This is a genomic window from Pseudomonas sp. GW822-FHT04H02 (assembly GCF_058800645.1).
The window spans coordinates 89,459-115,480 of the sequence record NZ_JBXAMM010000009.1 but is presented as its reverse complement, the minus strand read 5'-3'; the positions used below and the strand labels follow the sequence as shown (position 1 = coordinate 115,480).

Sequence of the window (26,022 nt, the reverse complement as noted above, 5' to 3'; positions counted from 1 at the left end):
AGCAAAAGGTAGGCACGGAATCGTTCAACATTTAAATACTATAAATTCACATTTTAATAACCATATCGAATAAATCAGCTGCCACGGGCGTCCCCGGGGATATGCATGAAATGCATGAAAAATATTCTTCAAATGCATTGGATGCGTGTCGGCGAGAAGCCTTAAATGGCCTTTCTTATCTCTTAATAGAATCGATAAGAATTTTAATAGATCACAAATGCATAACACGTAGAAACCGCCTTGCCAGCGAAGAGGCCCTCAAACGCTGATTCGCCGACAAGCCAGCCCCTACGGCATCGACCCACGCCATGCAGTACCCGACGACGGAGGTCATCCATGGCCCGTGTTTCCCTGCTCAGCCTGCCCCTGGCGGCGCCGTCCGACGGACGCCCGGGCTGGCCCCTGATCAGCCAGCGGCTGCTGCCCTGGCTGTTGCCCATCAGCCTGTTCGCCCTGTGGTGGCTGGCCAGCCGCAATCAATGGATGAGCGAACAGATCCTGCCGGCCCCGGCCCTGGTCTGGAGCAGTGCCCTGGAGCTGGCCCATGGCGAGCTGTGGAGCCATCTGGCGATCAGCCTGCAACGGCTGTTCTGGGGCCTGCTGGCGGGTATCGCCGCCGGCGCCCTGCTGGGGGGTGCCCTGGGCTTCAGCCGACGCCTGGAGCGCCTGGTGTTTCCCACCTTCGGCGCCCTGTCGCAGATCCCCACCCTGGCCTGGATCCCGTTGTTCATGGTGTTTTTCGGCATCGGCGAAGTGCTCAAGCTGGTGGTGCTGATCAAGGCGGTGGTGGTGCCCGTGACCCTGCACACCCTGGTGGGCGTGCGCGATGCCCAGCCCCGGCTGCGGGAAGCCGCCGCGGTGCTGCGCCTGCCGCCGGCGCTGCTGGTGCGCCGCCTGGTGCTGCCCGCTGCGCTGCCGGCCTTCATGGCCGGGGTGCGCCTGGCGCTGGCCACCGGCTGGACCTCGCTGCTGGCAGTGGAACTGCTGGCCTCCAGCGAAGGCATCGGCTACCTGATGGTCTGGGCACGCCAGCTGTTCATGCTGGACATCGTCTTCGTGTGCATCCTGGTGATCGGCCTGCTGGGGGTGTGCATGGACCGCGGCATCGGCTGGCTCGACCGCCGGCTGGTGCACTGGCCGCACCCGGCCACCGCCGAATTCCGTCGCGGCCCGCGCTACCAGGGCTGGCAGCGCCTGCAACCCTGGCTGCTGCCCCTGGCGCTGCTGGCCCTGTGGCAAGTGGCGAGCGACCAGCAGTGGGTCGACCCGAACATCCTGCCCAGCCCCCTGGCGGTACTCGCCACCACCGGCAACGGCCTGCTCGATGGCAGCCTGCTGGGGGGCATGGGCCTGAGCCTGGGCCGCACCCTCGGCGGCCTGCTGCTGGGCGGCGGCCTGGGCTTTGCCTTTGGCCTGCTGCTGGGCCTGTCGCGGTTCAGTGAACGCCTGCTGGGCCCGACCCTGGCCGCCATCCGCCAGATCGCCATCTTTGCCTGGGTGCCGCTGCTCACCGCCTGGTTCGGCCTGGGGGAACTGGCCAAGTGGGTGTTCGTCGCCCTGGCCGCATTCTTCCCGCTGTTCATCGCCACCCAGCGCAGCGTCGCCCAGCTCTCGCCGCAACTGGCGGAAGCCGCCCAGGTACTGCGCCTGAACCTCTGGCAACGGCTGCGCCGGCTGGTGCTGCCCGGCGCCGCGCCGGGGATTTTCGCCGGCCTGCGCATCAGCCTGATCTACGCCTGGCTGGGCACCATCGGCGCGGAATACTTCATGCCGTCCAACGGCGGCATCGGCAGCCAGATGATCAGCGCCCAGCAACTGCTGCGCATGGACCTGATCATGGCCGGCATGCTCCTGGTGGGCCTTACCGGGGCCCTGCTCAACCTGATCGGGCAACAACTCGAACTTCGCGCCACCCGCTGGAGACACGCATGAACGCACCCCTGGTCAGTTTCACTCACGTGGGCAAGACCTTCGCCGTCGCCGGTGGCGAGGTGGAGGCGATCCGCGAATTCAACCTGGACATCGCCGAAGGCGAGTTCGTCGCCATCGTCGGTTCCAGCGGTTGCGGCAAGTCCACTCTGCTGCGCCTGCTGATCGGCCTGGACACCGAGTTTCGTGGCCAGATCCGGGTCGACGGCAAGGCCGTCAGCGGCATCGGCGGCGAGCGCGGCATCGTGTTCCAGGAACACCGCCTGTTCCCCTGGCTGACGGTGGCCGAGAACATCGGCCTGGGCCTGGTCAACGAGCCCCTGAGCGCCGCCGAGCGCCAGCAGCGGGTCGGCGAATTCATCGAACTGGTGGGCCTCAAGGATTTCACCCGGGCCTATCCCCACCAACTGTCCGGCGGCATGGCGCAACGAGTGGCCATTGCCCGGGGGCTGGTAGCCAGCCCGCGGATCCTGCTGCTGGACGAACCCTTCGGCGCCCTCGACGCCCTGACCCGCCAACAGATGCAGGACGAACTGCTGGCGATCCGCGAGCGGGCCAAGATCACCACGGTGCTGGTGACCCACGATGTCGAGGAAGCGATCTTCCTCGCCGACCGGGTGGTGGTGATGGAGCCGCGCCCGGGGCGGATCAAGCGCGTGGTCCAAGTGGCCTTGCCGCACCCACGCCAGCGCAGCAGTTTCGACTTCCACCAACTGCGTGAAGAACTGCTCCACGAACTCACCAGCGATGATCACTACCAGGCGCCGCAGCCGGTGCAGATCCGCGACCTGCCCTTGACCTTCATTGCTTGCTGAACAGGAGTGACTCGATGCCGCAACGTCCCAACTTTCTAGTGATCCTGGCCGACGACCTGGGCTTCTCCGACCTCGGCGCCTTCGGCGGTGAGATCGCCACGCCGAACCTCGACGCCCTGGCCGCAGGTGGCCTGCGCCTAACCGATTTCCATACCGCCCCCACCTGCTCGCCGACCCGCTCCATGCTGCTCACCGGCACCGACCACCACATTGCCGGGATCGGCACCATGGCCGAAGCCCTGACCCCCGAGCTGATCGGCAAGCCGGGCTACGAGGGTTACCTCAACGACCGCGTGGTGGCCCTGCCGGAACTGCTGCGCGAGGCCGGCTACCAGACCCTGATGAGCGGCAAATGGCACCTGGGGCTGACTGCCGAACGCGCGCCCCATGCCCGGGGCTTCGAGCGCTCGTTCTCGCTGTTGCCGGGGGCGGCCAACCACTACGGCTTCGAGCCGACCTACGACGAGCACACCCCCGGGCTGCTCAAATCCACGCCGGCGCTGTACATCGAGGACGACCGCTTCATCGATGAACTGCCAGCGGATTTCTATTCCTCCGATGCCTTCGGCGACAAGCTCTTGCAGTACCTGAAAGAGCGCGACCAGAGCCGGCCGTTCTTCGCCTACCTGCCGTTCTCGGCGCCCCATTGGCCGCTGCAGGCTCCGGAGGAAATCGTCGCCAAGTACCGGGGCCGCTATGACGCCGGCCCCGAAGTGCTGCGCCGCGAGCGCCTGGAAAAACTCCAGGCCCTGGGCCTGGTGGACCCGCAGGTCGAGCCCCATCCGCTGATCAACCTGAACGCCGAATGGAACGCCCTCAGCGAAGAACAGCGCCAGGTGTCGGCACGGGCCATGGAGGTGTATGCGGCGATGGTCGAGCGCATGGACTGGAACATCGGCCGGGTGGTGGACTACCTGCGCCAGCAAGGCCAGCTGGACAACACCCTGATCCTGTTCATGTCCGACAACGGTGCCGAGGGCGCGCTGCTGGAAGCCTTCCCCAAGTTCGGCCCGGAGCTTTTGACCTACCTCAACCAGCACTACGACAACCGCCTGGAGAACATCGGCCGGGCCAACTCCTACGTCTGGTACGGCCCGGCCTGGGCCCAGGCGGCCACTGCGCCATCGCGGCTGTTCAAGGCCTTCACCACCCAGGGCGGAATTCGCGTGCCGGCGCTGCTGCACTACCCGCAACTGCCGCTCAAGGGGCAGATCAGCCACGGCTTCGGCACCGTGATGGACATTACTCCGACCCTGCTCGACCTGGCCGGCGTGCGCCACCCGGGCAAGCGCTGGCGCGGGCGCGATGTGGCGCCACTGCGGGGCAAGTCCTGGCTGGGCTTTCTCTCCGGCGAAACCGCCCGGGTGCATGACGAACAAACGGTAACCGGCTGGGAGCTGTTCGGCCGCCGGGCAATTCGCCAGGGCCAGTGGAAGGCGGTGTACATCCCCGGCCCCGTGGGCCCGGCGACGTGGCAGCTGTACGACCTGGGCCAGGACCCGGGGGAGATTCACGACCTGGCCCACAGCCAGCCGGAAAAACTGCGCACCCTGCTGGAAGAATGGCAGCGCTACGTGGATGAAACCGGAGTGATTCTCAGCGAATCACCGTTCCAGCCGGATTGATCTTGCAGGAGCTGGCTTGTCTATGAACCGGCCCCTGGAGGAGCCTGCTTGTGTAGGAGCTGGCTTGCCAGCGAAGGCGTCCTCCAGAACAACACAAGTCTCCAGGGCCCTTTCGCCGGCAAGCCGGCTCCTACGGGGTGCGTTTGGGTTGTCGGTGAATACACCGGGCTGCGCCAGGCGCTGGCCTCAGCCTCGGGTGATGCGGCAAGCCGGGGTATTCGGCAGTTCCTTGACCACGACGTAATGCCCAGCCCGGTTTTTCTCGACCCGCAACGGCGAAGCGGCCAAGTAGCTGCCGCGCAGGCTCTGGTCGACAAAACAGATGGCGATGCCCTGCTTCCCCTGCTCCATCACTCTGACGCTGTAGACCCAGCTTTGCTCTTCGTCCACCGCGCTGTAGGTGCCCTCGGCGCCTGCGGCCTTCTCGTAGATCCGATAGGGCGTCTGGCCCAGCGTGGTGCCGTCCGGGTAATGCCGCGGCCGCAAGGAATTGCGAAAACCGTTCACTTCCAGATGCTTCAAGATACTCAACGCCAGTGCCTCGTCACTGCCCTGCGCCACCGAGTCGGCCAGCGACACGCTGCCCACACTCATCAAGGCAACGGCGATCAATCGCCTTACCGCACTGCTCATACTGTCTCCCTGTCGTTGCCTCTTCGCGGATTCCGGGCGTTTCCCGGCACTGCGTAACCTTGGCTTAACGTTATCGGTCCTTGGGTATTTAACCAGAAAGACAGTCCGCCCCCTCAAGCCCGGGCGTTATGCGCCGGTTGCATCGCTTCGCGCTCCTGCCGGGTAAAGCGGTTGGCCCGGGCAAAGGTGCCGAAATCGTTGAAGCGCACGCCCATCTCGGCCATCACTTTATGCGCCACCGATGCCGTCATCTGGCGGATGTAGAACGGCTCCCTGACCACGAAATGGTGGATGCCGTGGGTGCTGCCGAAGTTGCAGCAGAAGGCCTGCAACGGCCACATCCACCAGGGGTTGAGCACCTGGGTCTGCTGGATCACGTTGCCCGGCTCGATGTCGCCGTAGTAGTGCATGTTGGAACTGACAAAGTGCAGGCAGAAGGTGCGCAGCACGTTGGGGCCGATGATCACCACCACGGCGATATCGACGTATTGCATCAGCGACGCGGTGTCTTGCGACCACTGGATCGGGCTGCCCAGCAGGGCGGCCACGCCGTTGGCCCCATGAAAGCCCAGGAACACATACCAGGCGCCCCAATGCAGCAATGCCAGCGGCGCGTACACCGCCAGGGTACGAACGAGGATGCCCAGCTTGCGCCTGGCCCCCGGCGCCCGCAGCAGGCGGATGAAGGCCGCCATCATGTTGTCGCCGACCATCAGCAGGCGGGCAATGCCCCAGGGCTCGCCGTTGGTGATGGCGCGCTCCTCGATGTCGCTCTCGCTGCCGGACACCTTGTGATGATTCAGGTGCAGGTGGCGGCGCACCCAGGGGTTGATGGTACTCGGCCGCGCCAGCCACACCAGCCCCAGCATCAGGTTGTGGGGCAGGCGCTGCTTGCGAAAGTACATGCTGTGGATCAGGTCGTGTTCCAGCTCGTGAGTCAGGGAGGCGAAGAACGCGTTGAGCAGCAGGCACGCCCACCAGGCCAGGTGACCCGTGACATAGAGCAGCGCTGACCCCAGCATCCCCGACAGAGCGAACACAAGGATCCCCGCGCCCAGCGCGTCCTGGTGCCGCAGCAAGGGAAAACGCCGGCGCAGTTCATCACCCCGGGCCAGGACCACCTGGCGTACATGCGCCGCCCGCTGCTGTGCGTTCATCCGCTCGGGGCTTGCAGAAATACCCTGCATGATTCCATCCTCTGGTCAGTGATGTGTGCATCCTGCCCCGAGCCCCGGCTCCGGGCGCTAGCCGTAAACGCCAACCTGTTGACCGGACGCGCCAATCGCATGACCGAAGCCACCTCCCTTGCCAGCTGGACCCGCGCCTTGCGCAAGCAACTGGACGCTCTGGACCTCGACAGCGCCGCACTGTGCCGCGAAGCCGGGCTCGACCCGCAATTGATGGACGACCCCAACGCCCGCTACCCGCTGTCGGCCACCACCCGCCTGTGGCATCTCGCCGTGCAGGCCAGCGGCGACCCGGCCATCGGCCTGCGGGTGTCGCGCTTTGTCAGCCCCACCACCTTCCATGCCCTGGGCTACGCCCTGGTGGCCAGCGGCAGCCTGCGGGAAGTGTTCGAACGCATCGTGCGTTATCACCAGGTGGTCAGCGATGCCCTGGAACTGGCCCTGACCCGGGAAGCGGACCGCTACCGGTTCTTCCTCAAGGTGCCCGAAGGCGCGCCGCAACCGGCCTTCGAAGCCATCGACGCCTTTGCCGCGATCTACGTGCGCACCTGCCGCAACCGCCTGGGCCGTGACTACGCGCCGTTGGCCGTGCAATTGCGGCGCCCGGCCCCGGCGGACCCGAGCCAGTGGCACAAGGTATTCCGCTGCCCGGTGCAGTTCGCCGCCGTGGACGACTGCCTGGAGTTCGGCCTGCACGATTTCGACAGCCACCTGGACGACGCCAACCCGGAGCTGGCCGAGCACAACGAAGCGGTGCTCAAGCGCACCCTCCTGCAACTGCGGCCCCTGACCTGGGAGCGCAAGGTACGCGGGGTGATCGAAGCCCAATTGCCCGAAGGCGAACCTTCGGCGGAGCGAGTGGCCCAGGCCCTGCACCTGAGCCTGCGCAGCCTGCAACGGCACCTGGCGGATGAAGGCACGCGCTTTGACACCCTGCTCAACGAATGCCGGGAAAACCTCGCCCTGCTGCACCTGCGGGACCTGGAATGCTCCCTGAGCGAGATCAGCTACCTGCTGGGCTTTGCCGATGCCAGCAGTTTCAGCCGGGCATTCAAGCGCTGGACCGGGATGACCCCGGGGCAATTTCGCGACGGCCTGCGCTAAGCCCCAGCAGCCTTGTAGCCGCTGCTGAGCCTGCGAAGCTGCGAACGACCGCAACGCGGGCGCAAATACTGCAGGCCGCTGAAGGCCTGGCGGCCTTGTCGCAGCCTCGCAGGCTCGGTAGCGGCTACAGGAGGGGGAAGCCCAGTTCGAATACCGTGGCCTGCTCATCGCTCGTGACCCGCACCTGGCCGCCATGCAGCAGCATGATCGAGTGCACGATGGCCAGCCCCAGGCCCCCGGAGTCCCCCGGCTCGGCTCGGGACGGGTCGACCCGGTAGAAACGGTCGAACAGCCGGGGCAGGTGCTCGGGGGCGATCGCCGGGCCCTGGTTGTGCACCTGCAACCAGCACCAGCCCGCTTCGTCGTGGCGCCGCAGGCGGATCAGCGACCCTGCATCGGCATGACGCACGGCATTGGCCAGAAGGTTGCCCAGGGCCCGTTGCAGCAATTGCTGGTCAGCCCGCAGCTCGCCGGAAAAACCGTTCTCCAGGCGCAACTGGCGGTCGTCGGCCAGGGCTTCGAAGTAGTCGCACAGTTGCGCCCCGACACCGGCCAGTGACAGTACCTGCAGGTCCAGCACCGCATCGGCCTGCTCGGCCCGGGCCAGGAACAGCAGGTTCTCGGCCATGCGTCCCAGGCGCTCGAACTCTTCCATGTTGGAGGCCAGCACTTCCTGGTACTCCGCCGCACTGCGCGGCTGGTTCAAGGCCAGGCCATTGCTGCCCAGGAGGTTGTGCAACGGCGTGCGGATCTCGTGGGCCAGGTCGGCGGAAAATTGCGACAGACGCTCAAAGCTCTCTTCCAGGCGCGCCAGCATGGCGTTCAGGGCCTGCACCGGCTCGTGGAATTCCGCCGGGATGCCGTTGGTGTGCAGGCGCCGGTCGAGGCTGCGCAGGTCGATCTGGCGGGCCGCTTCGCTGAGCTGGCGCAAGGGCTGCAAGCCCCGGCGCAACAGCAGCAGGCCCAGGGCGAAGGCCAGCAAGGCCCCCAGCCCCACCGCCAGGTACAGGCGCAGGCGGTAACTGGCGAGCATCTGCTCGCGCTCGCTGAGAACCTTGCCGGCCACCACGGTCAGGGCTTCGCCCTTGGGCCCCCGGGCCTGGCCCGCCAGCAGCGCCACCGGCACATCGTCCGGCCCCGGCCAGAGGCGGACATCGGTGCGTTGCGGCGCCTGTTGCAGCGCAATGGGGTCGAGCGCGGGCAGGGGCTGCCGGCGCGGGTTGATGTCGATCACCGTCGAGCCATCGGCCCGCAGCACCAGCAGCAGGCTTTCCTGGTTGCCCAGCATGTTCTGGTACAGCCGGGGCCGGGCTTGCAGGGCATCCAGGCTGTCGCTGTCCTGCAGCAGGGCCCGCACCTGTTCCAGGCGGCCGAGCAGGGCCAGGTCGTCGCGGTAGGCGATTTCCCCGGCCAGGGAACGGTAGAGGAACACCCCGATCACGCTGAGCACCAGGGCGCAGACCGCGGCAAAGGCCAGGGCCAGCCGCCAGGCGATGGAACTAGAGCGCTTCATCCGGGGCTTCCAGCTGGTAGCCGACGCCACGCACGGTGTGGATCAGCTTGGGCATGTAGGGGTCGTCGACCTTGGCCCGCAACCTTCGTACCGCCACTTCCACCATGTTGGTGTCGCTGTCGAAGTTCAGGTTCCACACCTGGGAGGCGATGAGGGTCCGCGACAGCACTTCGCCCTGGCGGCTGGCCAGCAGGTGCAGCAGGGCGAACTCCTTGTTGGTCAGGGCGATGCGCTGGCCGCCACGGCTGACGCGACGGCGCAGCACGTCGATCTCCAGGTCGGCGATGCTGAAGGACTCGGCCTCGCGCAGCGGTCCGCGGCGCAGCAGGGTGCGCACCCGGGCCAGTAGCTCGGCAAAGGCGAAGGGCTTGAGCAGGTAGTCGTCGGCGCCCAGTTCCAGGCCGCGGACCCGATCTTCGATAGCGTCGCGGGCGGTGAGGAACAGCACCGGGGTGGCACCGCGCTGGCGCACCAGTTGCAGCAACTGCCAGCCGTTGAGGCCGGGGAGCATGACGTCGAGGATGATCAGGTCGTACTCCTGCTGCTCGATGAAATAGCGCCCGTCCAGGCCGTTCAGGGCCACGTCCACGGCAAAGCCGGACTCTCCCAGGCCCTTGGCAAGGAAATGGGCGGTCTTGGCTTCGTCTTCAACTACCAGCAAACGCATGGCGCACCTCGGAAATGATCGGCACAGGCTAGGCGCCCGGCGCGCGCTTGCCCATTACAAACTTGTAATCAAGACGACGGAGTTCTGACGGAGTGCGCTGGCTAAGGTGGCCACCGGTCTTTATGGAGCTCGTTCGATGATCTGCAAACCTCTTGTCCTGGGCCTCGGCCTGAGCCTCGCCGGCACGGCCCTGGCGGCGCTCGAACTGCCGCGCCATGCCGAACTGGACCTGGCCGCCGCCCGTCAGTTGGCCGATGCCAGCCTGGCCCAGTGCACCGCGGCGGTATCGGTGCTGGACCGTGGCGGCAACCTGCTGGTGGCGATGCGCGGCGATGGGGTGGGCCCGCACAACGGCCCGGCCAGCCAGCGCAAGGCCTACACCGCGCTGTCGACCAAGACTTCGAGCCGGCTGTTCGCCGAACGGGCGCGCAACAACCCCGAGGCGGCCAATCTCAATACCTTGCCGGAGCTGTTGTTGCTCGGTGGCGGCCTTGCGTTGTTTGCCGGCAAGCAGTTGGTGGGGGCCATCGGGATTGCCGGGGCCGGTGGCGCAGCGCAGGACGAGGCGTGTGCGCTCCAGGCCGCGCAGCGGGTGGGGTTGGCTACCGAGGCCGGGCGTGAGTGATCGTGAAAGCCTGCGCCCGCGTTGCGGTCGTTCGCAGCCTCGCGGGCTCGGCAGCGGCTACAGGTTGTGTTGTTTGTTCAATCGAGAAAGGAGTGGGGCATGAATGTTTTGCGTAATAGTCTGGCGGCCATCGGCCTGTGTGGTTTGTCGAGCCTGGCCCTGGCGGCAGGCAATCCGTTGAGCGTGCACGTGCTGAACCTGGAGAACGGCCTGCCATCGCCGGGGGTCAAGGTGACCCTGGAGCAGCAGGTGGGCCAGGACTGGAAGCCCTTGTCCGAAGGGGTGACCAATGAGCAGGGGCGGATTGCCGAGCTGTTTCCGGCGGGCCGGGCGCTGACGGCCGGCGAGTATCGGGTGGTGTTCAAGACCGGCGAGTACTTCAGGCAAGCCAAGCGCGAGACCTTCTTTCCGGAGATCCCGGTGATCTTCGAGGTCAGGCAGACCGAGCAGCATTACCACATTCCGTTGTTGCTCAGCCCTTATGGGTTCTCGACCTATCGTGGCTCGTAGGAACCGGCTACCGGCGAAGGCGATCTTGCGGGCCTCTTCGCTGGCAAGCCAGCTCCTACGGGAGGCAGGAATATCGCGGGGGCTTCTATGGCGAGGTCAGGGCGCGCAGGCGCTCGGTGTCGAGGATTTCGATCTCGCCGTAGCTCAAGCGCAGGATGCCCTGGTGCTGCAGGTCCTTGAGGATCTGGTTGGTGGTCTGGCGCGACAGCGAGAGCATCAGCGCCAGTTGTTCCTGGGGCAATTGCAGCACGCGGCGGGCCTGGGCCACTTCACCGTAGCCGGCGGCCATCGCCAGCAGGCGGCTGGCCACCCGCGCCGGGGCCGGCATCAGGCTCAACTGCTCCAGGTTGATAAAGGCCAGGCGCAGTTTGTGGCTCATCAGCAGGGCGAACTGGCGCCAGTATTGCGGCTGCTGCTCCAGTAGTTGCAGCAGATTCGCCTGCGGCACCTGGAGCAGGGTGCAGGCGCCCTCAGCGTAGGCATCGTGGGTACGGGGCTGGCCGTCGAACAGGCAGATCTCGCCGAACCAGTGGGGCGCTTCCATCAGGCTCAGCAAGGCCTCCTTGCCCTGCTCGCTGACCGCGCCCACCCGCACCGTGCCCTCGAGCACCGCGTACAGCCCACAGGGCGGATCGCCGCGCCGGAACAGGCACTGCCCCGCCGTCAGCCGGCGCAGGCGCGCACTGTCGAGCAAACTATTCTGTAAGGAAGCCGGCAGGTGGCTGAACCACTGGCCGGTCATCAGGCATTCACGCCACTGGTGCAGGTCCATGAACAGGTCTTTCCCTCAGGGCATCGCAATGATTGTCGCCTAGCTGACAGAGCCGAGCACCGCCGCCGGGCATGATCGAGCCACCCTAACGGAGGAACAACAATGAAAAGCCTCGTTGATCATCTCAGTCAATACGCCGCCTACCATCGCGATCCGCGCAATATCGCCAGCCACTTTATCGGCATTCCGATGATCGTGGTGGCGGTGGCCGTGCTGTTGTCGCGTCCCGCCTGGAGCATGGCCGGGCTGTCGTGGTCGCCGGCGTTGCTGCTGGCCCTGGCCGCGTCAGTGTTCTACCTGCGCCTGGAAGTGCGCCTGGGGGTGCTGATGACGGTGCTGATGGCGCTATCGGTGTGGGCCGGCCAGGTGCTGGCGGCGCAAAGTACCGGGCTCTGGCTGAGCAGCGGCCTGGGCCTGTTCGTGATCGGTTGGGTGATCCAGTTCATCGGCCATTACTACGAGGGCCGCAAGCCGGCCTTCGTCGATGATCTGTCGGGTTTGATCGTCGGTCCGCTGTTCGTGGTGGCCGAACTGGCGTTCCTGCTGGGGCTGCGCCACGACTTGAAACAGGCCATCGAGCAGCGCTCGGGCCCGGTGGCCCTGCGGCACAAGAAAGCCATGATCTGAAGCCCGGGAACGCTTCGGGAATATTGGGCCGGCCCCCGCAGGAGCCGGCTTGCCGGCGAAGAGGCCTTCGAGCCAGGTGCAAACCTGAAGGACGCTTTCGCTGGCAAGCCAGCTCCTACAGCGAGCGTGATGTCGGCGGGGTCAGAGGCTGGCGTGTTTCTGCCAGACCTTGGGCTTGAAGAACAGGGTTTCGCCACGGGCCAGGCCGATCAGGCTGTCGTGGTCCTTCACCACTTCGGCTTCGATCAGTTCGCTCTGCCCTTCCACCTTCAGGGTCACCCGGGTGGTGGCCCCCAGCGGACGGATATCCCGCACTTCGGCGGCGTGGTGGTCTTCCAGTTCGGAACGCGACAGCGACACTTCGTGAGGCCGGAACAGCACGTGGTTGTCCTCCCCCAGGTGCAGGCGGTTGGAGTCGCCGAGGAAGTGGTAGACGAAGTCGCTGGCCGGGTTCTCGTAGACCTCGCCCGGGGAACCGATCTGCTCGATCACGCCCTTGTTCATCACCACGATGCGGTCGGCCACTTCCATGGCTTCTTCCTGGTCGTGGGTAACGAATACCGAAGTCAGGTTGATGTCTTCGTGCAGCCGCGCCAGCCAGCGCCGCAGCTCCTTGCGCACCTTGGCGTCGAGGGCGCCGAAGGGTTCGTCCAGCAGCAGCACCTTGGGCTCCACCGCCAGGGCGCGGGCCAGGGCGATACGCTGGCGCTGGCCGCCGGAGAGCTGTTCCGGGTAACGGTCGGAGAGCCAGTCCAGCTGCACCATGTTCAGCAGCTCGTGGACCTTCTCGGCGATCTTGCTCTCGCTGGGGCGCTGGTTCTTCGGCTTCATGCGCAGGCCGAAGGCAACGTTGTCGAACACGCTCATGTGGCGGAACAGGGCGTAGTGCTGGAACACGAAACCGACGTTGCGATCACGCACGTCGTGGCCCGAGACATCCTCGCCGTGGAACACGATGCTGCCTTGGTCCGGGGTTTCCAGCCCGGCGATGATCCGCAGCAGGGTGGTCTTGCCGCAGCCGGACGGGCCCAGCAGGGCCACCAGCTCGCCGCTCTGGATGTCCAGGTTGATGCTGTTCAGGGCCTTGAAGGCGTTGAAGTTCTTGCTGACGTTACGGACTTCGATCGACATGACTTATTCCTCCGCGGCGCTGGCGCGCAGGCGGTTGATTCGGGATTCGCTCCACTGCTTGAGCAGCAGGATGAACAACGCAAGGATCAGCAACAAGCTGGCGACGGCAAAGGCGGCGACGTGGTTGTACTCGTTGTAGAGGATTTCCACGTGCAGCGGCAGGGTGTTGGTGACCCCGCGAATGTGCCCGGAAACCACCGACACCGCGCCGAACTCACCCATGGCCCGGGCGGTACAAAGCACCACGCCGTAGATCAGGCCCCACTTGATGTTGGGCACGGTGACGTGCCAGAACATCTGCCAGCCATTGGCCCCCAGCAACCTCGCGGCCTCCTCTTCCTGGGTGCCCTGCTCCTGCATCAGCGGGATCAGTTCCCGGGCAACGAAGGGCACGGTGACGAAGATGGTGGCCAGGACAATGCCCGGCAAGGCGAAGACGATCTGGATGTCGTGGTCCGAAAGCCACGGGCCGAACAGGCCCTGGGCGCCGAACATCAGCACATAGACCAGGCCGGCGATCACCGGCGACACCGAGAACGGCAGGTCGATCAGGGTCACCAGGATGCTCTTGCCGCGGAACGAGTACTTGCTCACGCACCAGGCCGCGCTGACCCCGAACACCAGGTTCAGGGGCACCGAGATCAGCACCGCGATCACCGTGAGTTTCAGCGCCGACAGGGCGTCGGGCTCGAAGATCGCATCGAAGAACGCCCCCAGGCCGAGCTTCAGGCCCTGGGACACCACGATGAACAGCGGCAGCAGCAGGAACAGGGCGAAGATCAGCCAGCCGAGGCCGATCAGCAGGCGCCGCGAGGTGGCGCTGCCACGGCGGGCGGCGTTGGCGGAGGACGCGGCGGAAATGGACGATTGGGACATGGTCGCGCCTCCTTAAGGTCGTTCGATGCGCCGCTGCAGCAGGTTGATCAGCAGCAGCAGAATGAAGGAAACCACCAGCATCAGCACGCCGATGGAAGTGGCGCCGGTGTAATCGTACTGGTCGAGCTTGACCATGATCAGCAGGGGCAGGATCTCGGTCTTCATCGGCATGTTGCCGGCGATGAAGATCACCGAACCGTACTCGCCCACGCCCCGGGCAAAGGCCAGGGCAAAACCGGTGAGCCAGGCCGGCAGCAGGGCCGGTACCAGGATATGGCGGAACACCTGCCACGGCTTGGCACCCAGGCAGGCGGCAGCTTCTTCCACTTCACGGGGGATGTCCGCCAGCACCGGCTGCACCGTGCGCACCACGAATGGCAGGGTGACGAAGGTCAGTGCCAGGGTGATGCCCAGGGGGGTGTAGGCGATCTTGAAACCCAGGTCGGTGGCGAACTGCCCCACCAGGCCGGTGGGCGCGTAGAGCGCGGTCAGGGCAATGCCCGCCACGGCGGTGGGCAGGGCGAATGGCAGGTCGATCATGGCATCGATGATCTTGCGCCCGGGGAAGCTGTAGCGCACCAGGACCCAGGCCAGCAGGGTGCCGATGACGCCGTTGATGATGGCCGCATACAACGCGGTACCGAAGCTCAGCTTGAGTGCGGCGAGCACCCGTGGCGCCGAAATGATCGCCCAGAACTGTTCCCAGGTAAGTTGCGCGGCATGCACGAACATCGCCGCCAGGGGGATGAGCACAATCAGGCTGAGGTACACCAAGGTGTAGCCCAGCGTCAGCCCGAAGCCGGGTATGACGGGGGAGATACGACGCGACATAAGAGTCCTTGGTTAACGGAACGGATACGCAAAACCCGCAACTCAATGCGGGCTCTGCCTGGTAGGAGCCGGCTTGCCGGCCAAAGGGCCCGCAAGTCGTGCTTTGCCCTCAGGGGCGCCTTCGCTGGCAAGCCAGCCCCTACAACAGGGTTATTGCGCCGTGTAGATCTGGTCGAACACGCCACCGTCATTGAAGAATTTCGGTTGGGCAGTTTTCCAGCCGCCGAAGTCCTTGTCGATAGTTACCAGGTCCAGTTTCGGGAACTGCTGGGCATATTTGGCGGCGATGTCCTTGTCCCGTGGGCGGTAGAAGTTCTTCGCGGCAATTTCCTGGCCGGCCGGGCTGTACAGGTGCTTGAGGTAGGCCTCGGCGATCTGGGTGTTGCCTTTCTTCTCGGCGTTCTTGTCCACCACCGCCACTGGCGGCTCGGCGAGGATCGACAGCGAAGGCACGACGATATCGAACTTGTCGGCGCCGCCGTCTTCCTTGAGGGCCAGGAAAGCTTCGTTTTCCCAGGCCAGTAGCACGTCGCCCTGGCCGTTGTTGACGAAGGTGATGGTCGAGCCGCGGGCCCCGGTATCCAGCACCGGTACGTGCTTGAACAGCTCCTTGACGTATTCCTGAGCTTTGGCCTCACTGCCACCGGCCTTCAGGCCGTAGGCCCAGGCGGCGAGGAAGTTCCAGCGTGCACCACCGGAGGTTTTCGGGTTCGGGGTGATCACCGAGACGTCTTTCTTGATCAGGTCGCCCCAATCCTTGATGCCCTTGGGGTTGCCCTTGCGCACCAGGAACACGATGGTCGAGGTGTAGGGCGTGCTGGCGTCGGGCAGGCGCTTCTGCCAGTCCGCCGGCAGGGTCTTGCCGAGCTTGGCGATTTCGTCGATGTCACCGGCCAGGGCCAGGGTCACCACGTCGGCGCGCAGGCCGTCGATCACCGCCCGGCCCTGCTTGCCCGAGCCACCGTGGGATTGCTGGATCTTCACGTTGTCGCCCGGGTGGTCCTTCTTCCAGAAGCTCACGAACTCGGCGTTGTAATCCTGGTACAGCTCACGGGTCGGGTCATAGGACACATTGAGCAGCTCATAGTCCTTGGCAACGGCGGAACCGGCGAAAACGGCGCTGGCGAGGGCGGCCAGGGCATAACGGCGAATCGACGACATGGTGAAGCTCCTGAAATTTTTTAAGGTGCTGGCATTTTTCTTATGGCGATTTCAGCCCGCATTCGAAAAGGAACGCTGGGATTCGTGCAGGGGGTCATGGATGACGCCCTCCGGTTGACCAGTCGGGCCTCTCGTTCGCGAGAGGGTGACGCGGTGTTCAGCGAGGTACTTTCAACTCGGTTTGTGGCCGGGCTGCTGCAGACGGAATTTTTCCTTGCGTTCGATCTGCACGACCTGGGCGTTGTGCACGGTGATTTCCACCGCACCGAAGCGCAGGTCGCGCAGTGCGCTTTGAATTTCCCGCAAGATGGTTGCTTCGTCCTGGCCGTCAACGCTACGTAGAGATGCGCTCATGGTGTTGCTCCTGAGTGGGATGTGCCTGGCAGTGGCGGCACTGCTTGCGGCGTGGGAGCAATACTAGATAGGGCCGGATATTCTTAAAAATACTATTTAAGAATGTTTATATAACCAGAAGAAATTATTCGAGCTGACAGCAGCTTAGCCCCAACCCTGTAGCCGCTGCCGAGCTTCAGCGAGGTTGCGCAAAGGCCCCCAGGGCCTTGCCTGGCGCCCTTGCGCCAAACCTCAACACCGCGCCTGCCACGTCGGTATGCCGCCCAAACCGTTCGCAGCCTGCGGCAGCGGCTACAGGGATCAACGGATCTGCGGGGCGTTGCTCCAGACCAGTTGCGCCGCCGGCATCGGCCGGCCGAACCAGTAGCCCTGGCCCAGGTCGCAGGCGTGCTCCAGAAGGAAACGCGCCTGTTCCACCTGCTCGATACCCTCGGCATGCACCTGCATGCCCATGCTCTGGGCCAGGGCAATGATTACCCGGGATATCGCTGCATCGTCCTCGTCGAACGGCAGGCCGGCGACAAAACCCTGGTCGATCTTGAGCTTCTGCACCGGCAGGCGCTTGAGCCGCAGCAGGGAGGAGTAGCCCGTGCCGAAGTCGTCGATGGCCAGGCGAATACCCAGCTCGCGCAAACGGTGCATCTGCTCCAGGGCCACTTCGGGATCGTCCATCACCGCGCTTTCGGTGACTTCCAGCTCCAGGTAGGCCGGGTCCAGCCCGGTCTCGTGCAGCACCTGGGCCACCTGCTGGTACAGCTCGCTGCGGGCGAACAGGCGGGTCGAGACATTCACCGCGATAAACGACAGCACCACGCCATCGGCCTGCCACTGGCACATCTGCCGGCAAGCCTGCTGCATGACCCAGGCATCGATCTCGGCAATCATCCCGGTGCGCTCGGCAATCGGTATGAACTCCGCCGGCGACACCAGCCCGCGCTCGGGATGCTCCCAGCGCACCAGGGCCTCGACGCCTACCAGGCGGCTGGTCTTGAGGTCGTGCACCGGCTGGTAGTAGACCCGCAGTTCCTGCTGGTCCAGGGCGCGGCGCAGCTCGAAGGCGATTTCCACCCGCTGCTGGGCATGGGCGGTGAGCTCCTCGGTGTACAGGGCGTAACCGTTGCGCCCGGCGCTTTTGGCCTTGAACAGCGCCGCATCGGCGTTGCGCAGCAGTTGGCTGGCACTCAGCGCGTCGCTGGGAAACAGGCTGATACCGATACTGGCGTTGATCACCACCTGCTGCTCGCCAAGCTGGAAGGGCTCCTTGAGGCCGTCGATGATGCGTTGGGCCAGGGCCGCCGCCTGCACCAGCTGCGGGCAGCTTTCGGCCAGCACCGCGAACTCGTCGCCGCCCAGGCGCGCCAGGGTGATGCCCGGGCCGAACATCCCGCCCAGGCGCTCGGCCACCGCCTTGAGCAGTTGGTCGCCGACGTTGTGCCCCAGGCTGTCGTTGATCATCTTGAAGTGGTCCAGATCGATCATCAGCATGGCGCAGCCGCGCTTGTGGATCTGCGCCGAAGCCAGGGCCTGTTCGGCACGGTCGGTGAACAGCAGGCGGTTGGGCAGGTCGGTCAGCGGATCGTGATGGGCCAGGTGAGCCAGCTCGTGCTCGGAATCCTTGATCGCGCTGATGTCGGAAAATACCGCAACGTAATGAGTCAGCTCGCCCTGCTCATCGCGGATCGCGCGGATGGTCTGCCATTGCGGGTAGATCTCGCCGCTCTTGCGCCGATTCCAGATTTCACCGCTCCACTCATCGGTCTTCTGCAACGAGTCGAACATCGATTGATAGAACTGCGCCGAATGATGCCCGGACTTGAACAGGCTCGGCTGGCGGCCCAGCACCTCTTCGCGCTGGTAGCCGGTGATTTCGATGAAGGCGCGGTTGACGTGGACGATCTGCCCCTGGGTATCGCTCACCAGCACCCCTTCGCGGGTGCAGTCGAACACCGCCGCCGCCTGGCGCAGGCGCTCGCGGTCCTTCTGCTGGTGGCGCAGCCAGCGATCGGCCCCCAACACCCGCAGCAGACGGGCCCGGGCGAAGAAGATCAGCACCGCGCTGACCACCGCCCAGGCATAGCCGCCAACCAGTTGCCAATGGGCCCGATCGGAAAACTCATCGAAGAAACTGCTCAATAAGTAACCACTGAACTGCAACCAGACCAGCGACAACAGCAGATAGAGCAGCGCGGCACGCAAACCATTGCGATAAGAAACCGACATAAGTCCGTCTATTTCCACACGAAAAGTTTGGGATTATAGAGGAAGAAACATTCCGCCACTCTTATCTGAAAGGGCGACTGGTTTTCTCAGTGGGCTTAGTGATAATGCCTGGGCTGTTTTTTTCTTTATCGAGGGCCTTATCGCCTATGTGGTACGAAGGTTTACTTGGCTTGTCCGCCTGGCAACTGGTGGCAGTCACCCTGTTGATGACCCACGTGACCATTGTCGCGGTCACGGTCTATCTGCATCGCTATTCCGCGCACCGTTCCCTGGAACTCAACGCCGGCCTGAAACATTTCTTCCGCTTCTGGCTGTGGCTGACCACGGCGCAGAACACCCGCGAGTGGACCGCCATCCACCGCAAGCACCACGCCAAGTGCGAAACCGCCGACGACCCCCACAGCCCGGTGGTCAAGGGCCTGTCCACCGTGCTGCGCAAGGGCGCCGAGCTGTATCGCGAAGAGGCGAAGAACCCGGAGACCCTGCGCATCTACGGCAAGAACTGCCCGGAAGACTGGATCGAACGCAACCTCTACAGCCGCTACAAGCTGGGCGGCGTGGCGCTGATGGCAGCCATCGACCTGCTGCTGTTCGGCACCATCGGCATCACCATCTGGGCCATCCAGATGATGTGGATTCCGTTCTGGGCCGCCGGGGTCATCAATGGCCTGGGGCATGCGGTGGGCTACCGCAACTTCGAATGCCGCGACGCCGCCACCAACCTGGTGCCCTGGGGCATCATCGTCGGCGGCGAAGAGCTGCACAACAACCACCACACCTACCCCAACTCGGCCAAGCTCTCGGTGAAGAAGTGGGAGTTCGACCTGGGCTGGGCCTGGATCAAGGTCTTCAGCTTCCTGCGTCTGGCCAGGGTCCAGCGCGTGGCGCCCATCGCCCACCGGGTCGAAGGCAAGGGCCACCTGGACATGGACACCGCCATGGCCATCCTCAACAACCGGTTCCAGATCATGGCCCAGTACCGCAAGCTGGTGATCGGCCCGCTGGTGAAACAGGAACTGGCCAAGGTCGATCATTCGGTGCGCCACCAGTTCCACCGCGCCAAGCGCCTGCTGTCCCGGGAAACCAGCCTGCTGGAGGACCGCCACCACCTGCGCATCCAGAGCATGCTGGAGCACAGCCAGGCCTTGAAGGTGATCTACGAGAAGCGTCTGGCCCTGCAGCAGATCTGGGTCAAGACCAGCTCCAACGGCCACGACATGCTCGCGGCCATCAAGGATTGGGTACACGAGGCCGAGGCCAGCGGCATTCAGTCCCTGCGTGATTTCGCCCATCAGCTCAAGACCTATTCCCTGCGTCCCACCACCGCCTGACCCCAGCCCCTCGCCACTCCCGTGGCGAGGGGCTGCCCTTCTGAAATCAAGCCTTGCAGGCCCCTCTCGACCGTCTGGCGGGCGCTCGCGCTATCGCTGTAGCGGCCGGGAACTTAGCGCCCGATCCCCTATCTCAAACAACACTTCGCCACCCAGGCGGGCTTGGTTGTAGCCGCTGCCTAACGGCGCGCGGCACGCCCTTTGAGATCTGTGCCGATGGTCAACAAGAACCCACACACTCCCTCTGCGCTTCCACAGTGGCCCGAAGCCGCGCAAACCCTGATGGCCCTGATGCATGCACAGGGCGAAGTGGCCCGCCTGACCGAACGCGAGCAGCTGTTCAGCTCGCTGCTGGTCAGTGTCAACGCGGTGCTCTGGGCCTTCGACTGGGACAGCCGCCAGGTGCTGTACGTCAGCCCGGCCTATGAACGGATCTTCGGTCGCCCCGCAGGCCTGCTCCTGGCGGACTGCAATCAATGGCGCGACAGCATCTACCCCGATGACCTGGAGTACGCCGAGCGCAGCCTGGCCCAGGTCCTGGAAAAGGGCGCGGTGGAAGATCGCGAATACCGCATCATCGATGCCCAGGGCCAGGTGCGCTGGCTCAGCGACAAATGCTTCATCAACCGCAATGCCGAGCCCGGGCAACGCCTGATCGTGGTCGGCATCGCCGAAGACATCACCGAAAAGAAGCAGCTGGAAACCGAGTTGCAACGCCTGGCCACCACCGACGTGCTGACCCAGAGCAGCAACCGTCGGCACTTCTTCGAATGCGCCAACCGCGAGTTCGAGCAGGCGCGCCTGCAAGGCTCGTCCCTGGCCTTCCTGCTGCTGGATATCGATGACTTCAAAGTGATCAACGACACCTACGGCCACCCCGAAGGCGACATCGTCCTGCAGCGCATCGCCGAAAGCGGGCGCGCGGCCCTGCGTCGCGGCGACCTGTTCGGGCGGATCGGTGGCGAGGAGTTCGCCGCGGTTTTTCCCGGCTGCACCGCGGACATGGCGCGCCAGGTGGCCGAGCGCCTGCAACGGGAGATCCAGCGCCAGAATTTCAGCCACCAGGGCCAGACGTTCACCATCACCGTGAGCCAGGGCCTGACCGGCCTGCTGGCGGAAGACGAAAGCCTGGACAACCTGTTCGCCCGCGCCGACAGCGCCATGTACGAAGCCAAGCGCCAGGGCAAGAACCGCATCATCACCGGATAAACCCGCGATCACTCGCCCGTAGGAGCTGGCTGGCCCGCAAGGCTTGCACAAGACTCGAAGGCCTCTTCGCCGGCCAGCCGGCTCCTACAGTGGTTCAGCCCTTGCGCAGGCGGGTCAATTCCGGCAGCCCGACCTTCAGCAGCCGCGCGGTCTTGCAGCGCGCGATCTCTTCCACCCCTTCGTGCTCGGTCAGCCGCGCCAGCTGCGCCGCCAGGTTCATCACCAGTGCCTCGCGGGAATACACCCCACCGCCCAACTGGTAGATCGAGGCAATCAGTTCCCGCAGTTCAAGGGGCATGCGCCAGCGGGTCCGCAGCGCCGAGCCGTAGGCCGCGCCAAAGCGCTCCAGGGCATCGCCGATTTCTTCCTGGTCGTCCAGCTCGCCGCCGGCCTGTTTCCACTCCTGCAGGCAACGCAGCAGCGCCAGGTCGCCCAGACGATGCAGTAGCCCGGCGCAGTAGCAGCGCTCCTGGTCCAGGTCCAGCAAGCGCGCCAGGGTCCGGCCGTATTCCGCGGTATGCAGGGACAGCTCCCAATAGCGCTCGGCATAGTCGGCCAGGGCCGGATCGCTCAGGCGCGCGCTGCGCTTGAGGGTCAGGCCGAGGATCAGGTTCATGCTCTGCCCGGTGCCCAGCCGATGCAGGGCCTGGGACAGGGTCTGCACGCCGTCGCCATGGTGCTGCGCGGCGCTGTTGGCTGCAGCGATCAGCACCGCGGTGACCTGGGGATCGGTGCGGATCTCTTCCTCCAGCACCTTGAGGTCCAGGCCTTCGGGGTTGAGGCTGCGCTTGACCGCCAGTTGCACATCGGTGAGCAGCGGCGCGCCGTCGGCCACATCGCGCCGGCGTTCGAGAAAGGGCCACAGGGTCATGCCCGGCGCCAGGGCCGGCACCTCGCAGGAGACTTCCTGGCCGGCGTCCAGCAGCAGGCCCTGCAGGCGCTGGGTCAGCCCTTCCATGTTCAGGGGCTTGGTCAGGTAGGCAGTGGGCGCCAGGGGCAAGGCCTCGCGCACGCTGGCGCTGTCGCTGCGCACGCTCAGCAGGATGAACGGCTGCACCGGATTGCGCTTGCGCTGGCGCACCGCGCGCAGCAGCGACAGGCCATCGATGCCCGGCAGCTCCCAATCGGCAATGATCAGGTCATAGGGTTTGGCGCTCAGCAGGTCCATGGCCTCCTGACCGTCGGCACACAAGTCCAGACGCGCATCACAGCGCACGTTCAACAGCACTTGCTTGAGCAAATCACGAGACCAGGGATCAGCCTCGGCAATCAGCACGCGAGGTACAGCGGGTAAATCAACAGCGGTCATGCAGCACGCTCCCTAGGCAATCCCTTGCACCTTAGTCAATGCGCGGGCTTCCATACAACGCAAATCCCCCTGGAGCCGCCTGAGGGCGAAAAAAAACCCGCCGAAGCGGGTTTTTCTGTCGATCAGGTCACAGCGTCATCAGAGTTCAGCGAAGCACTCTTCGATGATGGCCAGGCCTTTGTCCAGCTGGGCATCCGGCGAGGTCAGCGGTACCAGAACCCGCAGAACGTTGCCGTAGGTGCCGCAGGACAGCAGGATCAGCCCCTTGTCGCGAGCCTTGGCCACGACCTGGGCCACGGCAGCGGCGTTCGGCTTGTGGCTGTCGCCATTCTCGAACAGTTCCACCGCGATCATCGCGCCCAGGGCACGCACTTCACCGATCACCGGGTACTTGGCCTGGATGGCCTTGAGGCCGGTCACCAGGCGCTCGCCAACAGCCTTGCAGCGATCCAGCAGGTGCTCTTCCTCGAACACTTCCATCACCGCCAGGGCCGCCGCACAGGCGATCGGGCTACCGGCGTAGGTGCCGCCCAGGCCGCCTGGAGCGATGGCGTCCATGTACTCGGCCTTGCCGCAGACACCGGCCAGCGGGAAGCCGCCGGCGATGGACTTGGCGAAGGTGGTCAGGTCGGCGGTAACGCCCATCTGTTCCATGGCGAAGAAGGTGCCGGTACGGCCAGCGCCGGTCTGCACTTCGTCAGCGATCAGCAGGATGCCGTGCTGGTCGCACAGGGCGCGCAGGCGCTTCATGAACTCTTTGGGCGCGACGTAGAAGCCGCCTTCGCCCTGCACCGGCTCGATGATGATCGCGGCGATATCACGAGGCTCGGCGTCGTTCTTGAAGATGCGCTCGATGCTGGCGATGGAGTCGTCGATGCTCACGCCGTGCAGTTCATTCGGGTACAGCGCGCGGAAGATGCCGCCTGGCATCAGGCCCATGCCGGCCGAGTAAGGCACGACCTTGCCGGTCAGGCCCAGGGTCATCATGGTGCGGCCGTGGTAGGCGCCGGTGAAGGCGATCACGCCGGCGCGGCCAGTGGCGGCACGGGCGATCTTCACGGCGTTCTCTACGGCTTCGGAGCCGGTGGTCACCAGCAGGGTTTTCTTGGCGAAATCACCTGGCACCTTGGCGTTGATTTTCTCGCACAGCTCCACGTAAGGCTCGTAGGCCAGGACCTGGAAGCAGGTGTGGGTCAGCTTGTTCAGTTGCTCGGTCACCGCGGCGATGATCTTCGGGTGCACGTGACCGGTGTTCAGTACCGCGATACCGCCGGCGAAGTCGATGAACTCGCGGCCTTCAACGTCGGTGACGGTGGCGTTCTTCGCGCTGTCGGCGAAGATCGGGTGAATCTGGCCAACACCGCGCGGTACAGCGGCTTCACGGCGTTTCATCAAAGATGCGTTGGTCTTGCTCATAGTGTCCTCATTCACCGCTGCGGCAGCGGTGTGATTCAAGGGTTGCGGGGCGGGGAAGCGCCTGCGACAGCATGCGATGATCGACTGTCGGAGCGGTCCCGGGCCACCTTGAAAAGTGCGTTTTTTAAAGCTGCGCAGGGGGACAGCGCTCTCGTGCCCCCGGCGCTTGAAACCGGATCAGATACCCAGGCAGAGGTATTTGATTTCCAGGTAATCCTCGATCCCGTACTTGGAACCTTCACGGCCCAGGCCCGAGGCCTTGATGCCGCCGAACGGCGCCACTTCGTTGGAGATCAGGCCGGTGTTGACCCCGACCATGCCGTATTCCAGGGCCTCGGCCACACGGAACACACGGCCCAGGTCGCGGGCATAGAAGTACGAGGCCAGGCCGAACTCGGTGTCGTTGGACATGGCGATGACTTCGGCTTCGTCTTTGAAACGGAACAGCGGCGCCAGTGGGCCAAAGGTTTCTTCCTTGGCCACGGCTGCATCCTTGGGCACGTTGACCAGGATGGTCGGCTCGAAGAAGTTGCCTTCCATGGACTTGCCGCCGGCCAGCAGGGTCGCGCCTTTTTTCAGGGCGTCGGCGATGTGTTCCTGGACCTTGGCCACGGCTTTTTCGTCGATCAGCGGGCCAGTGGTGGTGCCTTCTTCCAGGCCGTTGCCGATCTTCAGCTTGGCCACTGCTGCCTTCAATTTCTCGGCGAAGGCGTCGTAGACCGAATCCTGGATGTACAGGCGGTTGGCGCAGACGCAGGTCTGGCCGTTGTTGCGGTACTTGGAGATGATCGCGCCTTCGACGGCCTTATCCAGGTCCGCGTCGTCGAACACGATGAACGGCGCGTTGCCGCCCAGCTCCAGGGAGACTTTCTTGATGTCCTTGGCGCATTCGGCCATCAGCTGGCGACCGATCTCGGTGGAGCCGGTGAACGACAGCTTGCGCACGATCGGGTTGCTGGTGAGCTCGCCGCCGATGTCGCCGGCGCTGCCGGTGACCACACTCAGCACGCCTTTCGGGATGCCGGCACGGTGCGCCAGTTCCACCAGGGCCAGGGCCGAGAACGGGGTTTGCGAAGCGGGCTTGATGACCATGGTGCAACCGGCGGCCAGGGCCGGGCCGGCTTTACGGGTGATCATCGCCGCCGGGAAGTTCCACGGGGTGATGGCCGCGGTCACGCCGATCGGCTGCTTGATCACGATCAGGCGCTTGTCGGGCTGGTGGCCGGGAATCACGTCGCCGTAGATGCGCTTGGCTTCTTCGGCGAACCATTCGATGAAGGAGGCGGCGTAGGCGATTTCGCCCTTGGCTTCGGCCAGCGGCTTGCCCTGCTCCAGGGTCATCAGGCGACCCAGGTCGTCCTGGTTCTCGATCAGCAATTCATACCAGCGGCGCAGCTTGGTGGCGCGCTCCTTGGCAGTCAGGGCACGCCAGGCCGGCAGGGCCTTGTCGGCGGCCTCGATGGCGCGGCGGGTTTCGGCAGCGCCCATCTTTGGCACGGTACCGAGGATTTCACCGGTAGCGGGGTTGTTGACCTTGATCGTCTGGCCGTTGTCCGCGTCGACCCAAGCTCCATCGATGAAGGCTTGTTGGCGGAACAACTGGGCGTCTTTGAGCTGCATGTCGGCTTCCTTAACAGCACCGCGCATACGCGGGGCGAATTGTGATTGTAGAAAGGCGCCAGGTCAGGAGGAGAGCGCCGGGGCGCTGTCACCAGCCCGTGGCCAGGCTGCCGTCAGGAAAATCGTTCACTGGGTAAAAGCACGAAAAAGTCGCACACAAGAATAGACGTGCGTTTGGGCACCCAGGCAAGAGCGTTTGAAATCTCAAACGAATCCTAGGGTCAACGGGGGTAAAGGACAATAGGCTGTTCGAAAAAAAGAACGTAAAGGCGCCTAGCGGTAAAAAATCCGCTTCAACCTCCCATGCCGCCGGGCAAAAGACAACGCCCCCGCAGCCTATGGCAGGCGGCGGGGGCGCTGGCATGGCGCCTGGGGAACGGTCAGCTACTGAACGACTTGAGCACCGTCAACAGGCTGGTGAGGTTGTCGGCCACACCGCCCTGGGCGACTTTCTCGGTGGCCGACGCACCGGCGGTGGTGTCGACGCTGTAGATCTGCATCACGCCCTGGTTGGTGGCCGCCTGGGCCAGGGTGTTTTGCTGCTGCTGCGCCGAAAC

General features: G+C 64.7%; 24 protein-coding genes. 9 read left to right on the top strand and 15 right to left on the bottom strand.

Annotated elements, in window-relative coordinates; translation table 11 throughout:
• Positions 1 to 336: 336 nt before the first annotated feature.
• Genes AC1RMG_RS30100 through AC1RMG_RS30090 form a run of 3 tightly spaced genes read left to right on the top strand, consistent with a single transcriptional unit; the run spans position 337 to position 4,369 of the window.
• Positions 337 to 1,932 (top strand): ABC transporter permease, encoded by a 1,596-nt coding sequence (locus AC1RMG_RS30100; protein WP_011058587.1) that lies wholly within the window; start codon positions 337 to 339, stop codon positions 1,930 to 1,932.
• The gene (locus AC1RMG_RS30095; RefSeq protein WP_493170898.1) at positions 1,929 to 2,744 is read left to right on the top strand and encodes an ABC transporter ATP-binding protein; all 816 of its coding nucleotides are present in this window, start codon (positions 1,929 to 1,931) and stop codon (positions 2,742 to 2,744) included. Before AC1RMG_RS30100 ends, AC1RMG_RS30095 begins: the two co-directional genes overlap by 4 nt.
• 14 nt (positions 2,745 to 2,758) lie before the next feature.
• On the top strand, positions 2,759 to 4,369 hold the full coding sequence (locus AC1RMG_RS30090; protein ID WP_019095373.1) for an arylsulfatase: 1,611 nt from the start codon (positions 2,759 to 2,761) through the stop codon (positions 4,367 to 4,369).
• Between the two features lie 186 nt (positions 4,370 to 4,555).
• Here AC1RMG_RS30090 and AC1RMG_RS30085 read toward each other — a convergent pair whose 3' ends face one another.
• Entirely contained in the window at positions 4,556 to 5,002 is a 447-nt protein-coding gene (locus tag AC1RMG_RS30085) for a pesticin immunity protein (RefSeq protein WP_125062571.1), read from the bottom strand.
• Between the two features lie 113 nt (positions 5,003 to 5,115).
• Positions 5,116 to 6,189 (bottom strand): fatty acid desaturase, encoded by a 1,074-nt coding sequence (locus AC1RMG_RS30080; RefSeq protein WP_493170895.1) that lies wholly within the window; start codon positions 6,187 to 6,189, stop codon positions 5,116 to 5,118.
• A gap of 99 nt (positions 6,190 to 6,288) precedes the next feature.
• On the opposite strand from AC1RMG_RS30080, the gene AC1RMG_RS30075 reads away from it, so the two are divergent.
• The gene (locus AC1RMG_RS30075; protein ID WP_011058582.1) at positions 6,289 to 7,293 is read left to right on the top strand and encodes an AraC family transcriptional regulator; all 1,005 of its coding nucleotides are present in this window, start codon (positions 6,289 to 6,291) and stop codon (positions 7,291 to 7,293) included.
• Between the two features lie 124 nt (positions 7,294 to 7,417).
• Here the strand turns inward: AC1RMG_RS30075 and AC1RMG_RS30070 are convergent, their stop codons facing one another.
• Together AC1RMG_RS30070 and AC1RMG_RS30065 are read right to left on the bottom strand one after the other, a co-directional pair.
• Entirely contained in the window at positions 7,418 to 8,806 is a 1,389-nt protein-coding gene (locus AC1RMG_RS30070; RefSeq protein ID WP_015633713.1) for a heavy metal sensor histidine kinase, read from the bottom strand.
• Entirely contained in the window at positions 8,793 to 9,473 is a 681-nt protein-coding gene (locus tag AC1RMG_RS30065; RefSeq protein ID WP_011058580.1) for a heavy metal response regulator transcription factor, read from the bottom strand. Before AC1RMG_RS30065 ends, AC1RMG_RS30070 begins: the two co-directional genes overlap by 14 nt.
• Before the next feature lie 136 nt (positions 9,474 to 9,609).
• Here AC1RMG_RS30065 and AC1RMG_RS30060 point away from each other — a divergent pair, with 136 nt between their 5' ends.
• Positions 9,610 to 10,098: a GlcG/HbpS family heme-binding protein gene (locus AC1RMG_RS30060; protein WP_015633712.1), complete on the top strand. Its 489-nt coding sequence runs from the start codon at positions 9,610 to 9,612 to the stop codon at positions 10,096 to 10,098.
• 99 nt (positions 10,099 to 10,197) lie between these two features.
• On the top strand, positions 10,198 to 10,608 hold the full coding sequence (uraH, locus tag AC1RMG_RS30055; RefSeq protein WP_011058578.1) for a hydroxyisourate hydrolase: 411 nt from the start codon (positions 10,198 to 10,200) through the stop codon (positions 10,606 to 10,608).
• 85 nt (positions 10,609 to 10,693) lie between these two features.
• Here uraH and AC1RMG_RS30050 read toward each other — a convergent pair whose 3' ends face one another.
• Positions 10,694 to 11,380, bottom strand: a complete 687-nt coding sequence (locus AC1RMG_RS30050) for a Crp/Fnr family transcriptional regulator (protein WP_125062573.1) — start codon at positions 11,378 to 11,380, stop codon at positions 10,694 to 10,696.
• A 102-nt stretch (positions 11,381 to 11,482) separates the two neighbouring features.
• Between AC1RMG_RS30050 and AC1RMG_RS30045 the strand changes: the two genes are divergently transcribed.
• A complete protein-coding gene (locus tag AC1RMG_RS30045; RefSeq protein ID WP_011058576.1) occupies positions 11,483 to 12,007 on the top strand; it encodes an Mpo1 family 2-hydroxy fatty acid dioxygenase in 525 nt (174 codons plus the stop codon).
• A 141-nt stretch (positions 12,008 to 12,148) separates the two neighbouring features.
• Here AC1RMG_RS30045 and AC1RMG_RS30040 read toward each other — a convergent pair whose 3' ends face one another.
• From AC1RMG_RS30040 to dibA, 6 genes are all read right to left on the bottom strand, one after another.
• Complete coding sequence (locus AC1RMG_RS30040; RefSeq protein WP_011058575.1) at positions 12,149 to 13,138, bottom strand: sulfate/molybdate ABC transporter ATP-binding protein; 990 nt, start codon at positions 13,136 to 13,138, stop codon at positions 12,149 to 12,151.
• Positions 13,139 to 13,141: 3 nt separating this feature from the next.
• Positions 13,142 to 14,014 (bottom strand): sulfate ABC transporter permease subunit CysW, encoded by an 873-nt coding sequence (cysW, locus tag AC1RMG_RS30035; protein WP_011058574.1) that lies wholly within the window; start codon positions 14,012 to 14,014, stop codon positions 13,142 to 13,144.
• Positions 14,015 to 14,026: 12 nt separating this feature from the next.
• Positions 14,027 to 14,845 (bottom strand): sulfate ABC transporter permease subunit CysT, encoded by an 819-nt coding sequence (cysT, locus tag AC1RMG_RS30030; protein ID WP_011058573.1) that lies wholly within the window; start codon positions 14,843 to 14,845, stop codon positions 14,027 to 14,029.
• A gap of 150 nt (positions 14,846 to 14,995) precedes the next feature.
• Complete coding sequence (locus AC1RMG_RS30025) at positions 14,996 to 16,006, bottom strand: sulfate ABC transporter substrate-binding protein (protein ID WP_493170892.1); 1,011 nt, start codon at positions 16,004 to 16,006, stop codon at positions 14,996 to 14,998.
• Positions 16,007 to 16,177: 171 nt separating this feature from the next.
• Positions 16,178 to 16,360 (bottom strand): sulfur starvation response protein OscA, encoded by a 183-nt coding sequence (oscA, locus tag AC1RMG_RS30020; RefSeq protein ID WP_011058571.1) that lies wholly within the window; start codon positions 16,358 to 16,360, stop codon positions 16,178 to 16,180.
• A 300-nt stretch (positions 16,361 to 16,660) separates the two neighbouring features.
• Positions 16,661 to 18,580, bottom strand: a complete 1,920-nt coding sequence (gene dibA, locus AC1RMG_RS30015) for a phosphodiesterase DibA (protein ID WP_011058570.1) — start codon at positions 18,578 to 18,580, stop codon at positions 16,661 to 16,663.
• Between the two features lie 146 nt (positions 18,581 to 18,726).
• Between dibA and desA the strand changes: the two genes are divergently transcribed.
• Both desA and AC1RMG_RS30005 read left to right on the top strand, forming a co-directional pair.
• Positions 18,727 to 19,911, top strand: coding sequence for a delta-9 fatty acid desaturase DesA (gene desA, locus AC1RMG_RS30010; RefSeq protein ID WP_011058569.1), 1,185 nt, complete (start codon positions 18,727 to 18,729; stop codon positions 19,909 to 19,911).
• A gap of 216 nt (positions 19,912 to 20,127) precedes the next feature.
• Positions 20,128 to 21,120 (top strand): GGDEF domain-containing protein, encoded by a 993-nt coding sequence (locus tag AC1RMG_RS30005; protein WP_011058568.1) that lies wholly within the window; start codon positions 20,128 to 20,130, stop codon positions 21,118 to 21,120.
• A gap of 94 nt (positions 21,121 to 21,214) precedes the next feature.
• Here AC1RMG_RS30005 and AC1RMG_RS30000 read toward each other — a convergent pair whose 3' ends face one another.
• The 4 genes from AC1RMG_RS30000 to AC1RMG_RS29985 all read right to left on the bottom strand — a co-directional run.
• Positions 21,215 to 22,429 carry a response regulator gene (locus AC1RMG_RS30000; RefSeq protein WP_011058567.1) on the bottom strand — a complete coding sequence of 405 codons (1,215 nt, stop codon included), beginning with the start codon at positions 22,427 to 22,429 and terminating at the stop codon, positions 21,215 to 21,217.
• A 138-nt stretch (positions 22,430 to 22,567) separates the two neighbouring features.
• Complete coding sequence (gabT, locus tag AC1RMG_RS29995) at positions 22,568 to 23,845, bottom strand: 4-aminobutyrate--2-oxoglutarate transaminase (RefSeq protein WP_011058566.1); 1,278 nt, start codon at positions 23,843 to 23,845, stop codon at positions 22,568 to 22,570.
• Positions 23,846 to 24,022: 177 nt separating this feature from the next.
• Positions 24,023 to 25,465, bottom strand: a complete 1,443-nt coding sequence (gene gabD / locus AC1RMG_RS29990; RefSeq protein ID WP_011058565.1) for an NADP-dependent succinate-semialdehyde dehydrogenase — start codon at positions 25,463 to 25,465, stop codon at positions 24,023 to 24,025.
• Positions 25,466 to 25,845: 380 nt separating this feature from the next.
• A partial coding sequence (locus tag AC1RMG_RS29985; protein WP_493152434.1) for a RebB family R body protein occupies positions 25,846 to 26,022 on the bottom strand: 177 nt, incomplete at its 5' end.

What these genes read in the sequence shown, in the direction of transcription:
- AC1RMG_RS30100 (WP_011058587.1), top strand. Translation starts at nt 337, where the DNA reads ATGGCCCGTGTTTCCCTGCTCAGCCTGCCCCTGGCGGCGCCGTCCGAC.
- AC1RMG_RS30095 (WP_493170898.1), top strand. Translation starts at nt 1,929, where the DNA reads ATGAACGCACCCCTGGTCAGTTTCACTCACGTGGGCAAGACCTTCGCC.
- AC1RMG_RS30090 (WP_019095373.1), top strand. Translation starts at nt 2,759, where the DNA reads ATGCCGCAACGTCCCAACTTTCTAGTGATCCTGGCCGACGACCTGGGC.
- AC1RMG_RS30085 (WP_125062571.1), bottom strand. Translation starts at nt 5,002, where the DNA reads ATGAGCAGTGCGGTAAGGCGATTGATCGCCGTTGCCTTGATGAGTGTG.
- AC1RMG_RS30080 (WP_493170895.1), bottom strand. Translation starts at nt 6,189, where the DNA reads ATGCAGGGTATTTCTGCAAGCCCCGAGCGGATGAACGCACAGCAGCGG.
- AC1RMG_RS30075 (WP_011058582.1), top strand. Translation starts at nt 6,289, where the DNA reads ATGACCGAAGCCACCTCCCTTGCCAGCTGGACCCGCGCCTTGCGCAAG.
- AC1RMG_RS30070 (WP_015633713.1), bottom strand. Translation starts at nt 8,806, where the DNA reads ATGAAGCGCTCTAGTTCCATCGCCTGGCGGCTGGCCCTGGCCTTTGCC.
- AC1RMG_RS30065 (WP_011058580.1), bottom strand. Translation starts at nt 9,473, where the DNA reads ATGCGTTTGCTGGTAGTTGAAGACGAAGCCAAGACCGCCCATTTCCTT.
- AC1RMG_RS30060 (WP_015633712.1), top strand. Translation starts at nt 9,610, where the DNA reads ATGATCTGCAAACCTCTTGTCCTGGGCCTCGGCCTGAGCCTCGCCGGC.
- uraH (WP_011058578.1), top strand. Translation starts at nt 10,198, where the DNA reads ATGAATGTTTTGCGTAATAGTCTGGCGGCCATCGGCCTGTGTGGTTTG.
- AC1RMG_RS30050 (WP_125062573.1), bottom strand. Translation starts at nt 11,380, where the DNA reads ATGGACCTGCACCAGTGGCGTGAATGCCTGATGACCGGCCAGTGGTTC.
- AC1RMG_RS30045 (WP_011058576.1), top strand. Translation starts at nt 11,483, where the DNA reads ATGAAAAGCCTCGTTGATCATCTCAGTCAATACGCCGCCTACCATCGC.
- AC1RMG_RS30040 (WP_011058575.1), bottom strand. Translation starts at nt 13,138, where the DNA reads ATGTCGATCGAAGTCCGTAACGTCAGCAAGAACTTCAACGCCTTCAAG.
- cysW (WP_011058574.1), bottom strand. Translation starts at nt 14,014, where the DNA reads ATGTCCCAATCGTCCATTTCCGCCGCGTCCTCCGCCAACGCCGCCCGC.
- cysT (WP_011058573.1), bottom strand. Translation starts at nt 14,845, where the DNA reads ATGTCGCGTCGTATCTCCCCCGTCATACCCGGCTTCGGGCTGACGCTG.
- AC1RMG_RS30025 (WP_493170892.1), bottom strand. Translation starts at nt 16,006, where the DNA reads ATGTCGTCGATTCGCCGTTATGCCCTGGCCGCCCTCGCCAGCGCCGTT.
- oscA (WP_011058571.1), bottom strand. Translation starts at nt 16,360, where the DNA reads ATGAGCGCATCTCTACGTAGCGTTGACGGCCAGGACGAAGCAACCATC.
- dibA (WP_011058570.1), bottom strand. Translation starts at nt 18,580, where the DNA reads ATGTCGGTTTCTTATCGCAATGGTTTGCGTGCCGCGCTGCTCTATCTG.
- desA (WP_011058569.1), top strand. Translation starts at nt 18,727, where the DNA reads ATGTGGTACGAAGGTTTACTTGGCTTGTCCGCCTGGCAACTGGTGGCA.
- AC1RMG_RS30005 (WP_011058568.1), top strand. Translation starts at nt 20,128, where the DNA reads ATGGTCAACAAGAACCCACACACTCCCTCTGCGCTTCCACAGTGGCCC.
- AC1RMG_RS30000 (WP_011058567.1), bottom strand. Translation starts at nt 22,429, where the DNA reads ATGACCGCTGTTGATTTACCCGCTGTACCTCGCGTGCTGATTGCCGAG.
- gabT (WP_011058566.1), bottom strand. Translation starts at nt 23,845, where the DNA reads ATGAGCAAGACCAACGCATCTTTGATGAAACGCCGTGAAGCCGCTGTA.
- gabD (WP_011058565.1), bottom strand. Translation starts at nt 25,465, where the DNA reads ATGCAGCTCAAAGACGCCCAGTTGTTCCGCCAACAAGCCTTCATCGAT.